Source organism: Photobacterium sp. DNB22_13_2, assembly GCF_052873915.1.
Map to the genome: position 1 here is coordinate 14,760 of NZ_JBNNXU010000007.1, position 13,697 is coordinate 28,456.

The 13,697-nt window shown below is 45.3% G+C and carries 14 protein-coding genes; 9 read left to right on the forward strand and 5 right to left on the reverse strand.

The window, feature by feature from the left end:
- The first annotated feature begins 8 nt into the window (after nt 1-8).
- Both ACVA58_RS12210 and ACVA58_RS12215 read left to right on the forward strand, forming a co-directional pair.
- The gene (locus tag ACVA58_RS12210; protein ID WP_446510976.1) at nt 9-278 is read left to right on the forward strand and encodes a glutathione binding-like protein; all 270 of its coding nucleotides are present in this window, start codon (nt 9-11) and stop codon (nt 276-278) included.
- Nucleotides 279-333: 55 nt separating this feature from the next.
- On the forward strand, nt 334-753 hold the full coding sequence (locus ACVA58_RS12215) for a GNAT family N-acetyltransferase (RefSeq protein ID WP_446510718.1): 420 nt from the start codon (nt 334-336) through the stop codon (nt 751-753).
- 74 nt (nt 754-827) lie between these two features.
- Here ACVA58_RS12215 and ACVA58_RS12220 read toward each other — a convergent pair whose 3' ends face one another.
- The 3 genes from ACVA58_RS12220 to ACVA58_RS12230 all read right to left on the reverse strand — a co-directional run bounded on the left by ACVA58_RS12220 (nt 828) and on the right by ACVA58_RS12230 (nt 3,544).
- Entirely contained in the window at nt 828-1,124 is a 297-nt protein-coding gene (locus tag ACVA58_RS12220) for a hypothetical protein (RefSeq protein ID WP_446510719.1), read from the reverse strand.
- Nucleotides 1,125-1,549: 425 nt separating this feature from the next.
- The gene (locus ACVA58_RS12225) at nt 1,550-2,680 is read right to left on the reverse strand and encodes an OmpP1/FadL family transporter (protein WP_446510720.1); all 1,131 of its coding nucleotides are present in this window, start codon (nt 2,678-2,680) and stop codon (nt 1,550-1,552) included.
- A 96-nt stretch (nt 2,681-2,776) separates the two neighbouring features.
- Nucleotides 2,777-3,544 (reverse strand): hypothetical protein, encoded by a 768-nt coding sequence (locus tag ACVA58_RS12230; RefSeq protein WP_446510977.1) that lies wholly within the window; start codon nt 3,542-3,544, stop codon nt 2,777-2,779.
- A gap of 354 nt (nt 3,545-3,898) precedes the next feature.
- Between ACVA58_RS12230 and ACVA58_RS12235 the strand changes: the two genes are divergently transcribed.
- Complete coding sequence (locus ACVA58_RS12235) at nt 3,899-4,540, forward strand: Crp/Fnr family transcriptional regulator (protein WP_446510721.1); 642 nt, start codon at nt 3,899-3,901, stop codon at nt 4,538-4,540.
- A 100-nt stretch (nt 4,541-4,640) separates the two neighbouring features.
- Nucleotides 4,641-5,792, forward strand: a complete 1,152-nt coding sequence (locus ACVA58_RS12240; RefSeq protein ID WP_446510722.1) for a trans-sulfuration enzyme family protein — start codon at nt 4,641-4,643, stop codon at nt 5,790-5,792.
- 90 nt (nt 5,793-5,882) lie between these two features.
- On the opposite strand, the gene ACVA58_RS12245 is transcribed toward ACVA58_RS12240, so the two are convergent.
- Both ACVA58_RS12245 and ACVA58_RS12250 read right to left on the reverse strand, forming a co-directional pair.
- On the reverse strand, nt 5,883-6,515 hold the full coding sequence (locus tag ACVA58_RS12245; protein WP_446510723.1) for a response regulator: 633 nt from the start codon (nt 6,513-6,515) through the stop codon (nt 5,883-5,885).
- On the reverse strand, nt 6,512-7,894 hold the full coding sequence (locus tag ACVA58_RS12250; RefSeq protein WP_446510724.1) for a sensor histidine kinase: 1,383 nt from the start codon (nt 7,892-7,894) through the stop codon (nt 6,512-6,514). The genes ACVA58_RS12245 and ACVA58_RS12250 overlap by 4 nt, the downstream gene beginning before the upstream one ends.
- A gap of 363 nt (nt 7,895-8,257) precedes the next feature.
- On the opposite strand from ACVA58_RS12250, the gene pstS reads away from it, so the two are divergent.
- From pstS to urtA, 5 genes are all read left to right on the forward strand, one after another.
- Complete coding sequence (pstS, locus tag ACVA58_RS12255; RefSeq protein WP_446510725.1) at nt 8,258-9,304, forward strand: phosphate ABC transporter substrate-binding protein PstS; 1,047 nt, start codon at nt 8,258-8,260, stop codon at nt 9,302-9,304.
- A 62-nt stretch (nt 9,305-9,366) separates the two neighbouring features.
- Nucleotides 9,367-10,290 carry a phosphate ABC transporter permease subunit PstC gene (gene pstC, locus ACVA58_RS12260; RefSeq protein ID WP_446510978.1) on the forward strand — a complete coding sequence of 308 codons (924 nt, stop codon included), beginning with the start codon at nt 9,367-9,369 and terminating at the stop codon, nt 10,288-10,290.
- A complete protein-coding gene (gene pstA / locus ACVA58_RS12265; RefSeq protein ID WP_446510726.1) occupies nt 10,287-11,117 on the forward strand; it encodes a phosphate ABC transporter permease PstA in 831 nt (276 codons plus the stop codon). The genes pstC and pstA overlap by 4 nt, the downstream gene beginning before the upstream one ends.
- Before the next feature lie 20 nt (nt 11,118-11,137).
- Nucleotides 11,138-11,941, forward strand: coding sequence for a phosphate ABC transporter ATP-binding protein PstB (gene pstB / locus ACVA58_RS12270; RefSeq protein WP_446510979.1), 804 nt, complete (start codon nt 11,138-11,140; stop codon nt 11,939-11,941).
- Between the two features lie 426 nt (nt 11,942-12,367).
- Nucleotides 12,368-13,651: an urea ABC transporter substrate-binding protein gene (urtA, locus tag ACVA58_RS12275; protein ID WP_446510727.1), complete on the forward strand. Its 1,284-nt coding sequence runs from the start codon at nt 12,368-12,370 to the stop codon at nt 13,649-13,651.
- Nucleotides 13,652-13,697 lie beyond the last annotated feature (46 nt).

The window sequence follows — 13,697 nt, forward strand, 5'->3', positions numbered from 1 at the left end:
CAAGATTTATACAGAAATATCTTGGCTTACCTGAAGCGCGAAAAGATGAGTATTTCGCTTTGCTGGAAGGTGGCCATAAAGCCCTGCAAATGATGGATAAACAATTGTCAAAGTCACCGTATTTGGTCGGCACATCTTTAAGCATCGCTGACATTTCATTGTATGCTTACACCCATGTTGCCCATGAAGGGGGTTTTTCGTTGCAACAATATCCACATATTCAAATTTGGGTAGATAAATTAAAAGCTCATCCTCGTTATGTCGGTATGTTGTCATAATTGGTGGGTAATATAGGCCCCTGTTTTCTATTTAGTGGAATTGATGTGGGGAAGCATGGAAGTCATTCTGGCAACGACGAACGAAGAAATCATTGAAATTGCGCCTATCATGCAGCAACTTCGGCCAAGATACACATTGGAGAAGCTAAGTGATTTGCTGAACAAGCAGCGCAAAGCCGGTTATCAGCTTGTCTATGTTAAAGAAAACCACAAAATCTTGTGTGTCGCTGGTTTTGTCACGGGGCACAAGTTAGGGTGGGGAGCTTATTTGTACATTGATGACTTAGTGACTGATGAAGTTCAGCGCTCAACCGGAGCCGGTCAGTATTTAATTGAGTGGTTTAAAGACTACGCCCACATCAACCAGATAGAGCAGATCCACCTTGATTCTGGTGTACACCGCTATGGCGCGCATAAATTCTATTTAAAAGAAGATTTTGTTATTGCCAGTCATCACTTTGTCTGTCAGTGCTGATTGTTTGCTGAAAGTTGTCGACTGTGCCTGATGGTTAGGAGCCACTTTGGCACAGTCGAGAGTAAGTTGATGCATCAGTGGCAGTAACTTGGCTCGGGAGTCTCTTCCATAAGAGATGCTTGCATGATTTCTTCAATCAGCAGCAAAGAGGCGGACTTCTGATCCTCTTGGCATTTAAAATCAATCGATAGCACTTCGAGTAAGTCCTTCAATAAAAAGCTCATGTGAGATGCGTTCTTGCTATCACTCACATAAGGTTCAAGATCGAGGATCAGTTTTTCGACATCGTTGGCGATTGAGGTTGTTGCATCGTTTTTCCATTGTGCTCCCTTCACTTTGAGAACATCATTAATTGAATTGTATGTATTCATTGCTTCTGCGCCCTTGGTAAAGCTGCTAATAATAGAAATAACTACTTTGTTGAGTCGCCCCAAGTGCCTTCAAGGTACGGCCTTCAAGCTACCTGGGTATACCTTGAGGCGTGTCTATTTTTCTGACTTTATACCTCAGAGGATTCTATTCCTTACTGACTGTATGGATTTTAATCTGCGCCAACGAGAAAAACCAGTGGGTATAACCTTCTTTTGCTATTGGTATAACAATTCTTATTCAATGTTAAAAGGGAGTTTAGAAAAGAGTGATTACTTTTCATTGGCTTAGTTGTTAATCAGTAAGAGTTTTGGAGGAATATTGTCTGCTAATTTGAGTACGCTGTTAATTCACATCGAGGCAATAAAAAAACCGAGGCGAACTGCCTTGGTTTTTGTTTTGACCGTCGTGATTTCTCCGCTGATACTCAGTATGCGTAGCTTAAACTGAGGATATGCAATCGTTGATCGTCAACCTTTCCGGTGAATCCATTGGAGTAACTGACATCATGCTCGCCTAGATCACGGAACTCGTAGGCAAGGCCAACCCGGTGGCCATTTGAGCGTGTCTTCTCCGCACCGAGGCCGACAGCCCAGTTTTTGCCGACGGCAAGTTCAGGTGAAACCACCGAGCTTTTTTGTAATGTTGAGTCGTAGCGAACCCCTGCTTGGTACTCCCAATTGTCTTGGGAATAGCTGACAGCGGTTCCCACGCTGTAGACATCTTTAAGATCGCCATCTTGGTCAAAGTCAGACCAAAATTCCACACCAGTCATGGCTTTGACTGCCAACTGGTCATTAATTTGATGATGAATACCCAGATCCAACCTTGAAGGCCAGGTGACATCATTGGCAAGTGTGGTTTTTATATCGCCTGATTTGAGTTCAATATTTTCATCGGTATGGTCTACCCGGTGTTTGTAGTTGGCTGCGAGGTAGGTATTGTCGGTGAGATCATACATACCCGATAGAATGAAGCTGGCTGCGGTCGAGTTGGCTTCACCTTCAATTTTTATATCGCCAAAAGATGCATCGACAGACGTCATCAAGTGCTGTACGACGACAGCACCGCCGAGTGAGAGACGGTTGTTAACTTGGTATCCTGCAGCAAGGTGAATGTTTACCGCTTCCTGGGCCATGGTGTCATAAAGATTGAAGCCGGACAGGCCGTTGGTGTAATCCATACCCAAGCCGCCATCGGCATGCAGCGAGGCACCTAATACCCATTGTTCGTTAACTCGCTTAGCATAGGCGAGACTAGGGGCTAGGGTCTTGTTTTCACCTGAAGCATGAAGCTCTCTACCCGTTGAGCCATGACCGTTATGCTCTGAGTAGGCGTCGATATATTGTAGGCCAAGAGAAAAACTCGAATCTTTAATGGCGGTTAAACCCGCAGGGCTGGTTATTGCCGCACTGGCATCATTTCGGTTGGTTGGGTTGGCGACACCAGCTGAAGAGACACTATCAAATGTGGCAACTTCATGGAGTAAAATTCCACCGGCCATCACGCCAGAAGAAAAGAGAGAAGTTAAAAGTAAAGCTAGAGCATGTTTTTTCATAATAAAGCTCGATATAGAGAAGTGCCGTTTATTAAGTGAAATAAACGGGTTCTAAATATGAAAAATGCGGCCTAAAGGCAACGTTTAAAAGAATGATTAAATTTGGTAGTTGAACTCAATACGGTGATCACCATCTTTGAGGTCGGTGTATTCAGTCCAGTTGGCGAAATAACGTACGTTAAAGCGCGGATTAAATTGATATGAAGCGGCAAACTCATGCGCGAGGATATTGGAGTTTCCTTCACCATACGCATTATTTTTATAGGGGTCAGAGCCAGATAGGGTGGTCATCCACATTGGGTTGTAGTTCAACCAGATGTTGTCATTGATGGTGAACTTACCGTATGTACCCACTACGGCAAAGGTGCCCGGTACTGAGTAACCACTTGTCTCGGTGAATACACTATTATTGCCAAATGCTGCGCCAACTCCACCAAGTGGGAAAAATTGCACCGGGCCAAATGCCGGAAGGGCTTGGATGAAACTGTATGAGACAGAACCGGCTTCCGTGTTGAAGTCATAGTTCACATCTACCTGTCGGCCTCGACCGTTGGTTAGATCGACCCCGAAGTTACGAAAACGAATGCTATCTATACTGTCATTAGCACTATCTCGCCAGCCTAGCGTGTCACCCATAGCACCTTTCAGTTCAAGTACGTTCATGCCTGCGGTGGTCGGGCTACCGGTGTCATAGGTCTGGCCAAACTTTAGATTCAGGCCTTTATCGGTATATCCGGCTCCGACTTGGGTAAACACCGCAAGGGGATCAGACATGTCTTGTATTTCGTCATTATTATTAGCACTGGCTGTAAAGCTAACTGCAGAAATTATAGCTGCAGTAATAATATATTTTTTCATAATAATTTTCTTTTTAGAGCGGCAATGAATTAGGTGAAATTTACCATCGCGACAAATGCAGTTATGCACTGCCAGTGCATACGCCATTGCAATTACAGCTGTATTTGTAATCAATTGTGTATTTTGAGAGGTAAATAAAAAGTCATTGAATTCATACAACCAGAGTGAACTGGGTAAGGATGTACTTGATTACTTTATTGTTATGTGAGGTTTTAATCCTGTAACTTGAGCTCAGCTGGGGAGATTTTATAACTGTTGTTTATGAAAGATATAAATGGTTAGCGATGTAATACGCTTGTTATTTGAATTAGACTATTTCGGGTATTCAGGGTAAACATTCTTTCCATTATGGAGGCTTTGATGGACACCCTCCATTGTTTGATAAATAAATACAACATTGATGGTGAACTGGCCCAACAGCTTCTGGATACAGGGAAAGTAAGGAAAATTTATAAAGGGAGTTACCTGTACTATCAAGATCAGAGGGCTGGCTATATTGCCATTCCTTTAAGTGGTGTTTTCGGTATATTCCCGACAAATAAAGAGAATAACTGTCTATTCTATAATTTGATAACTCCCGGCATCATGCTTAATGAAGTCCAATATTTTCTTGGTGGTGAGAGCCATACTGATGTTAAAGCAGTGACGGATTCAGTGGTCGTTATCCTACCATTCCATGCTGTTAGCGAACTTATGGAAGTGAACACTAATTTTTCTAAAATGCTGAATGTGGCACTGGCAAAAAAACAGCGATTTTCGCATACATTGTTTCACCTCAGAGGTGAGAAGGATGCTCAATATAAAATAGAGAAAGCCCTATTAGCAATTAGTGAAGTGACAGATGGAGGCATGATTCCTATTAACATAATGGCATTGGCATCTCTTTTAAATATGTCTCGTAATACAGTTGGTAAAGAAATTAAAGGCTTGATTAAAAAAGGAATACTGCATAAAGAGGGGATTGGTTATCGCTTTTCCCAAGTGTTCTGGAAAGTTGCATAAATAGCAGGCTGTTGCTCTTTCTTTCAACAGGATTCAACAAAAAATCAGCAGCGACTTGCTACACTGACTCCTTATACTTCCGGTGAGACAAGGAATCCAGATGAAAAGCCAAAAGTTTGCAACCCGAGTCATTCATAGTGGTGAGCAAACGGTCCAGCAGACCAACCCTATTTTTCCCGCAATAACGACTGCCAGTACCTTTGTTCAGTCTAATATTGGTGAGTTCGGCGACTTCAATTACTCACGTTGTGATAACCCGACACGGAGTGCCTATGAAAGTGCGCTGGCAGAACTGGAAGGTGGTGTGTATGCCACGGCCACTGCATCGGGGATGTCGGCGACAGCATTGGCACTCGAACTTTTTCCTGCGGATTCCCATGCGATAGTGATGTTGAGTGTATACGGTGGCACCCATCGCTTGTTTGAAACCTTGCGCAGCCGAACCTCAGGCATGTCGTTTAGTTATGTCGATCTCAATGATTTGGCTGCGGTCGAAGCCTGCATGCAATCGAATACCCAGTTTATCTGGATTGAAACGCCAACTAATCCACTGCTTGAGCTGGTGGACATTGAAGCAATTTGCCAAATGGCCAAGCAGCGTGATCTGATTTCGATTGTCGACAACACCTTCTCTACTGCGTGGAATCAACAACCACTCGCGCTAGGGGCGGATATTGTGATGCTCTCTACTAGCAAATATATTGGCGGGCACTCGGATCTGATTGGCGGGGCGCTGATCACTGCCGATGAAACACTGGCACAGCAACTTGATCGCTGCAAAACCACGGTCGGGGCGATTGCCTCACCGTTTGATTCCTACTTGGCGTTGCGGGGCTTGAAAACCTTGGATATCCGGATGGAAAGGCAATGCAGCAATGCCCTCAAGGTCGCGAAGTGGCTGGAGCAACAACCGACGATTGAGCAGGTTTACTATCCTGGCCTTGAAACCCACCCTCAGCACGCGTTATGCCAAAAGCAGATGCGCACTGGCGGTGCGGTGGTATCGGTACGTTTGAAAGGCGATGAGGAGGCCGTGAAACAGTTTGTCGGCAAGCTGCAGTATTTCATGTTGGCGGAGTCACTAGGTGGGGTAGAGAGCATGATCAACCATGCAGCTACGATGTCTCATGCCGGTGTACCAGAAGCCGAGCGTGAAAAAATGGGTATCTATTATCAAACCTTGCGTTTGTCAGTGGGTATCGAGGATGCCGATGATCTGATCGCAGATTTACAGCAAGCTTTGTGTAGCTAGCGGGTACTATTGTTACTTGCGACGATTCATTTCCAGAATAATCCCTTCCAGCTGATCTAGATGGAAGGGGGATTTCTCAATGGTTAATCTCTATCTCAACATACTGCTGTGTATTTCCCTGCCTTTTGACGTTAGGGCATAGACTCGGCCTTCACTCTTTATCACCAATCCACTATTGACCAAATGGCGAAGGTGGAAATTAAACTTAGTGTGATCTTCTATTCCGACCAAGCGACAGAGATCCATGAACTTTAACTGCTGGTGAAGGCTAAGCTGTTGCATGACTGCGCGACGGATAGGGTTGGCGAGCGCAGAGAATACCTGATCGTTAGTCCGCTCTTCGATAGGCGATTTGGGCGAACGCTGGGCATGGACCCGCTTGAGTGTGACCGACAGAGCTGCAAGGTTGAATGGCTTGGTCAGGAACTCATCAGCCCCTTTTTTCATCGCATCCACTGCGACATCGACTGTGGCAAATGCCGTGGTGATGATAATGCCGATATGCGGTTGCTGGCGTCGTACCGTTGTCATGGCCTCGATACCTGTAAGTCCACTCATGACCACATCAAACAGGGCTAAATCAAAATGTTGCTCGCTGGCAAGTTCCAATGCTTTTTCGGCACTTTCACAAGCGCTGACATCGAATCCTTCGAGGGTTAACGCTTCTACTAATACTTCACGCAAGTTGTCGTCATCTTCGGCCAGTAGCAGGGATAAATTCAAAATTGCTCCTTAGGTAGCTCTATTTCAACACACAAGCCGTTACCGGTATTTTTAAATGATAATTGACCTTGGTGTTGGCTGGTGATCTGTTTGCAAATTGAAAGCCCCAAACCGGTGCCTTTCCCGGCTGGCTTGGTGGTATAAAAAGGTTTTGTTGCTGACGCGATGACATTATTACTCATGCCCGGTCCATTGTCTGTTACCCGGATCAGGACATGTTCACCTAACTGATTAGCGTTGATGGCGATAATGCCACCGTTACTACTGGCATCAATGGCATTGTTTAGTAAGTTAATAAACAACTCCTGAACTTGAGTATGATCACCTTCAAGGCAAAGCTTTTCAGGCACACTCATCGCCACCGAAAAGTGAGCCAGTCGGTGTGACATCATATCCAGCGTATCATTTACTAAGTCGGCAAGGTGGATATTGGTATAAGTTGGCTTACGCTGGTGGGCATAATTGAGTACTTCATGGCTGATGTTGGCTGCTTTCTCCATCCCGTTCCGAATTCGGTTGAGTTGGCGGTGGGCATTTTCGTTATCTTCAGGAAGTTGGCGCTCTAGCAGATCGCAGCAGACAATAGCACTACTTAACGGTGTTTTGATTTCGTGGGCAATGGCTGAAGTGAGTTCGCCGAGCTCCTTGAACTTATCGTGTTGTAGTGATTGCTGAAGCTGGGCTTTTATTTGACGGTGACGCTCTAAATCGAAGACGACTAAAGCCCGCCATAGGGTTATTGAAATTGCAATCGCGCACAGGGTGCGAACTATGGGTACCCAAATTCCGTATGATGTTAATAACAAACCAGCTGCGATCCCATAAATAATAACGGCAAAACCGGTAAGCTGGAACCAAGAGCCTGAACTTGGCTGATTATTATTAAGTTGTTGACCATAAATAAATAAACAATAGCCCGATAGCAACCCGGTACCAAAACCAAACACCCATCTTATTTGGTTTGCACTATTATATAAAAAAGTACTAGTAGGTAATGAGTGATAGTTGTTAATTAAAAATAAAGAAAATATAACAAGAGTGGCAATAATGACTCTTTTTGCATGATTCTTATAATTCCATTGTACAACGTCTAACATTTTCCAAGCAAATGCACCTAATGCAATGAAAGATATCCAAAGTTTGACAACTTTAAATGCTTCTATTTGAATGACTTTGCTTAGTGTATTTTCATTAAGTATGAGGTAAAGCTCGGACCACTCGTGCAAGCCATGGATGAAACCAAATAAGGCCAAGGTAGGGAGAGCCGTCGCTATTTGCAAACGGCTAAGCTTTAAGTTTCTGAATGTTATTGAAAATCCGATGGCAAAGAAAGCTAAGCCATATATGAGGTAGATGATAAATACAGATAAATTTTCCATTCGCTAATCTTAAGCGAGATGATGGTTTCAATCAATGATGTACCTATCAGATGGTATATCCAGTTACAAAAATGTGGGTGATAAAGAAATCTGTGAATTTTTCTTCACAGAATATTTAGGCAATGATAAATCTTTTTTATTTTTGTCTTTGTAAAAGAGAAAGTAATAAAAGTGAAATATTATAAATTTAATCTCCACACCACAAGTTTGAATATGATAATTCTTAAAAAGATATTGCCAGTAGGGCTTTGAATGAACGACCTTGCGGGCGCTGGGGATTCCTCCTTAGCCCTGCACTTAATTCGGTATCAATTTATTTCGAAAAGTCATTCGTAACCTCACAATATAATCGGAGATAAGATTGTGAAACTAATCAAAACCGCTTTGGTTTCTTCTGCACTGGTGGCAGCGTCATTTAGTGCTGCGGCAAATACAACGATCAATGGTGCAGGTGCCACGTTCCCTCACCCAATCTATGCAAAATGGGCTGAGGAATACAGTGCTGAAACCGGCGTGCAGATTAACTATCAGGCTATCGGTTCAGGCGGTGGTATCCGTCAAATCACGGCCAAAACCGTCGACTTCGGTGCAACGGATGCGCCTTTGACTATCGATCAGCTTAATGATGAAGCCATGCTTCAGTTTCCTATGGTAATGGGCGCTATTGTTCCTGTTATTAACGTACCGGGTATCGACCCGGGTGAGCTTAAGCTTACTGGTGAAGTATTGGCTGATATCTACATGGGCAAGATTAAGCAGTGGAACGACGAACAGATCGTTGCGTTAAACGAAGGTATCAACCTGCCAAGCCAAGCGATTTATGTTGTTCACCGTTCTGATGGTTCCGGTACGACGTTCAACTTCACCGATTACCTGTCTCTCGTAAGCAAGGAATGGGCTGAGAACATCGGCGCAAACTCTGATATTACTTGGCCGCGTGAAGCAACTACTATCGGTGGTAATGGTAATGCAGGTGTTGCTAACTTCGTAAGCCGTACCCGCGGTGCAATCGGTTATGTTGAGTATGCGTTCGCGAAGCAGAACAACATGGCTCACACCCAGATGGCAAGTGCAGATGGCAAGTTCCTCCAGCCTACTATGGACACCTTCCAAGCTGCTGCAGCGAACGCTGACTGGGAAAATGCACCAGGCTTTCGTTTACTTCTTAACAACCAGCCAGGTGCAGAATCTTGGCCGATGACGGCTGCCACTTTCATCCTGATGCATAAAGATCAGGTAGATGCTGAAAAAGCACAGGCTATTGTTGATTTCTTTCAGTGGAGCTACGAGAACGGTGGCGAAATGGCTGAAGGCTTGGATTACATCCCAATGCCTGAGTCTGTAGTGGAAATGGTAAACAGCGAATGGTCACAGGGCTTTACGTCTAACGGTGCGCCTTTCATCAAGTAATTTTATTCCACCAATTTTTCCGCTGTCCATTTCGGTGGGCAGCGGCTGTACTTATTATGTTAATGACTATAGTTAAGCCAAAACTGGATGGAGATTCACTCTTCAACCGAATTAGCCTGTTCAGTGCGGCAATAATATTTTTTACCTTGGTAGGCATCGTACTTTCTCTGATTGACGGTGGCTGGAAGGCGTTTTCTGAATTTGGCCCAGGCTTTGTGTTCCGCAATGTTTGGGATCCAGTAAATAGTGACTTCGGTGCGGCAGCAGCGGTTTACGGTACCTTGGTCACGTCGTTGATTGCAGTGACTATCGCGATCCCCGTCGCTATTGGTACGGCAATTTTCCTTGCTGAGCTAGCGCCACGCGGGATTGCATTACCGGTTAGCAAGGCAATCGAATTGCTCGCCGCAGTGCCGAGTATTATTTACGGTATGTGGGGGTTGTTCGTCTTTGCGCCGTGGTTCTCTGAAGGGTTTCAAATGTGGGCAACGACGCATTTGGTCGGGCTGCCACTGATTGGACCGTGGTTTGATGGGCCGCCGATAGGTATTGGCTTACTGACTGCCGGGATTATTTTATCGTTCATGATCTTGCCGATTGTGACGGCACTGACGCGCGATGCGTTGCAGTCAATTCCGAATGTATTGCGTGAAGCGGCTTATGGTGTGGGTGCGACTCCCTATGAAGTGATCACCCGGGTATTGCTGCCAAAAATTAAAAGTGCAGTGGTCAGTGCCGGTATCTTGGGGCTTGGGCGCGCGCTTGGTGAAACCATGGCCGTGGCATTTGTGATCGGTGGGGCCAATCGTATCGAAACGTCTTTGTTTATGCCGGCGAGCTCGATTTCATCTACCATCGCCCAGCAGTTCAACGAGGCGACTAACCCTATGCATATTTCATCATTGATTGGTCTAGGTCTGGTGTTGTTCGCCATTACGCTGGTGGTCATGGGAACTGCGCGTTACCTAATGAGGGCGTCGAAATGAGAAAGCTAAAAAACCTATTGTTTAAGCTATTTTGTATTGCTTCTTCTATGCTCGGGATCGTCGTTCTGGCCAGTATTTTGTACACCTTGGTGTCAAAAGGCATTTCAGGTCTGAATATGGCGGTATTTACCGAGTTGACGCCGGGGCCTGGTAGTCAAGGTGGCTTGAAAAATGCCATTTACGGTAGCTTGGTTTTGACCGCTCTGGGTATCCTTATTGCTGCGCCCTTGGGCGTATTGGCAGGAACTTGGTTGTCAGAAGCTGAGAAAGGCAACAAGTTGGCTGAAACCCTGCGTTTCTTGAATGGTATGCTGGTGAGTGCGCCTTCAATCCTTATCGGTCTGTTTGTTTACGGCCTTATTGTTGTGCCGGCGGGTTCATACTCTGGCTGGGCTGGGGCAATTGCCTTAGCAATCTTGGCATTGCCAGTCATCGTATCTTCAACCGAAGAGATGCTACGTCTAGTGCCGCCAACGCTAAAAGAAGCGGGTAGTGGTTTGGGGGTGCCAAAATGGCGTGTGATCACTCAGCTTGGCTACCGTGCTGCGGGGCCGGGTATTGTAACCGCGATCCTATTGTCGATTGCCCGTATCTCAGGTGAAACCGCGCCCCTGCTGTTTACTGCACTTAACAGTAATTTCATGACGACAGATCTTAGTAAGCCAATGGCAAACCTGCCTGTCACTATTTACCAGTATGCGATGAGCCCATTCGCCTCATGGCAGGAGCTAGCTTGGGCTGGCGCTTTGCTCATCACCGGTTTTATTTTATTGGTCAACATTACCGCGACCGCATTACCAAAATTGATTAAAGCGAGAAGAGCATGACAGCGACAGCGATTAACACCATGACAGCACCAGTTTGTGACAAGGCTGCCAGTGCGGATGTAGCGCTGAAACATCGAATGGATGTGCGTGATCTTAGCTTCTTTTATAACGGCACGGGTGAGGCGGCCCTCAAAAGCGTCAATCTACCGATTTTTAACAACCGTGTGACTGCGCTGATCGGTCCGTCGGGTTGTGGTAAATCAACCCTACTGCGTACCATGAACCGTATTTATGATCTATACGGCTTACAGCGGGCGGAAGGTGAGATCTTGCTTGATGGTGAAGACATTCTGGGTAATGTGGATCTCAATGAACTGCGCTCAAAAGTCGGCATGGTTTTTCAAAAGCCAACTCCGTTTCCGATGTCTATTTATGACAACATGAAGTTTGGCTTGAAAATGAAAGGAAGCCTAAGCAAAGAGGAAATCGATACCCGTATCGAGAAGGCTCTGCGTCGTGCCCATTTGTGGGAAGAGGTGAAAGGCAAGATGCACGCTGATGCAAGCGGTTTGTCTGGCGGCCAGCAGCAGCGATTGTGTATTGCTCGTACCATCGCACTGCAACCGGAAGTGATTCTGATGGATGAACCGACTTCGGCGCTTGACCCAATTGCAACAGCAGCGATTGAGGAGCTGATCACCGAACTTCGTGAGAAATACACTATTGTGATCGTTACCCACAACATGCAACAGGCGATGCGTATCTCCGACTACACCGGTTTCATGTATCTAGGTGAGTTGACGGAGTTTGGAAAGACAGACCAAATATTCAACGCACCGAAGGAAGACCGTACCCGTTGCTATATCTCTGGTGATTTCGGTTAAACACAAATAATAAGTCAGCCTTTAAAAGATAAGCCCCAGTCGCGACTGTTTATGCAGTGATAAAGCGACTGGGGCTTTTTATTTTCGAAATAAAACACCCATTCAAATGTGAATTAACCAATAAGCTAGGGTTAAATATCTCGTTGGTGGTTATTTGTGTTTACATTCCTCAAAAAGTCCATTTAATTCTCTTTCTTGCCCCGATTTGATTCAAATTTTAATCGCTCATCACTGTTATGGGGCAAGTGTTGTTTTTTTGCACCAGTATGTGCTCAAGGTATTTTTCTAATCTTAATAACTCAAATTATCATAATAAATTTAATTTATAAAAATCAGCAACTTAATTTTGTTTGTGTTCGGCTGGTCGTTTTGGCACCGATTTTGATTGGGTGTTTATGAATGTTTATTACAACGGAGATGTTAAGTATGACCACGAAGTCCAAACTGAATCTAGCCACGCTTGGCCTGAGTTTATCGCTACTTTCAGCTGTTGCATCGGCCGAAGAGACGATCAAGGTCGGGGTGCTTCACTCACTGTCAGGTACCATGGCGATCAGTGAAACCACGCTGAAAGATACTGTATTGATGCTGGTTGATGAGCAAAATAAAAAAGGTGGTCTGTTAGGCAAGAAACTGGAAGCCGTTGTTGTCGACCCGGCCTCTAACTGGCCGTTATTTGCTGAAAAAGCCCGTGAGCTAATCGAAAAGGAAAAAGTGGATGTAGTCTTTGGTGGTTGGACGTCGGTTTCGCGAAAATCAATGCTGCCGGTATTTGAAGAGCTCAATAGTATTTTGTTCTACCCGGTGCAGTACGAAGGTGAAGAGTCATCGAAAAACGTCTTTTATACTGGTGCCGCACCTAACCAACAGGCTATCCCTGCCGTTGAGTACTTGATGGATGAGCTGGAAGTAGAGCGTTGGGTGCTGGCGGGAACTGATTATGTTTACCCCCGTACCACCAACAAGATCCTCGAATCTTACCTAAAAGCTCAGGGTGTCGCCGATGAAGACATCATGATCAGCTACACCCCGTTTGGCCACTCTGATTGGCAGTCAATTGTGTCTGATATCAAGAAGTTTGGTTCTGCGGGTAAGAAAACCGCCGTGGTCTCCACCATTAACGGTGATGCGAACGTTCCCTTTTATAAAGAGCTAGGTGCCCAAGGTGTCTCCTCTGAAGATATCCCTGTTGTCGCGTTTTCTGTGGGTGAAGAAGAACTATCAGGTATGGATACCTCTCCGCTTGTTGGCCACTTGGCAGCATGGAACTACTTCATGAGTGTCGATACCGATCAGAATGAAGAGTTCATTGATGGTTGGCAGTCGTTCATCAAAAGTGACAAGCGTGTGACTAACGACCCAATGGAAGCTCACTACATCGGCTTTAACATGTGGGTACAGGCGGTAAATAATGCCGGTACCACCGAGCCTGAAGCGGTACAGGATGCCCTTATCGGGATTGCAGTACCAAACCTCTCAGGTGGCTACTCAACCATGCTGCCAAATCACCATATCACTAAGCCAGTGTTGATCGGCGAAATCCAAGATGATGGCCAGTTCGATGTGGTGTGGGAAACCACGGGTCTGGTAGCGGGAGATGCATGGTCTAAGTACCTACCTGAATCAGCCAAGCTATATTCCAGCTGGTCAAAGCCTTTCTCTTGCGGGGCCTTCAATACAGAAACCAAGAAGTGTTCAGGTGCTAATTAACGCATTGTTTTAGGAGATTTAGCCTCTTATTGATGGCGCTTCAGGT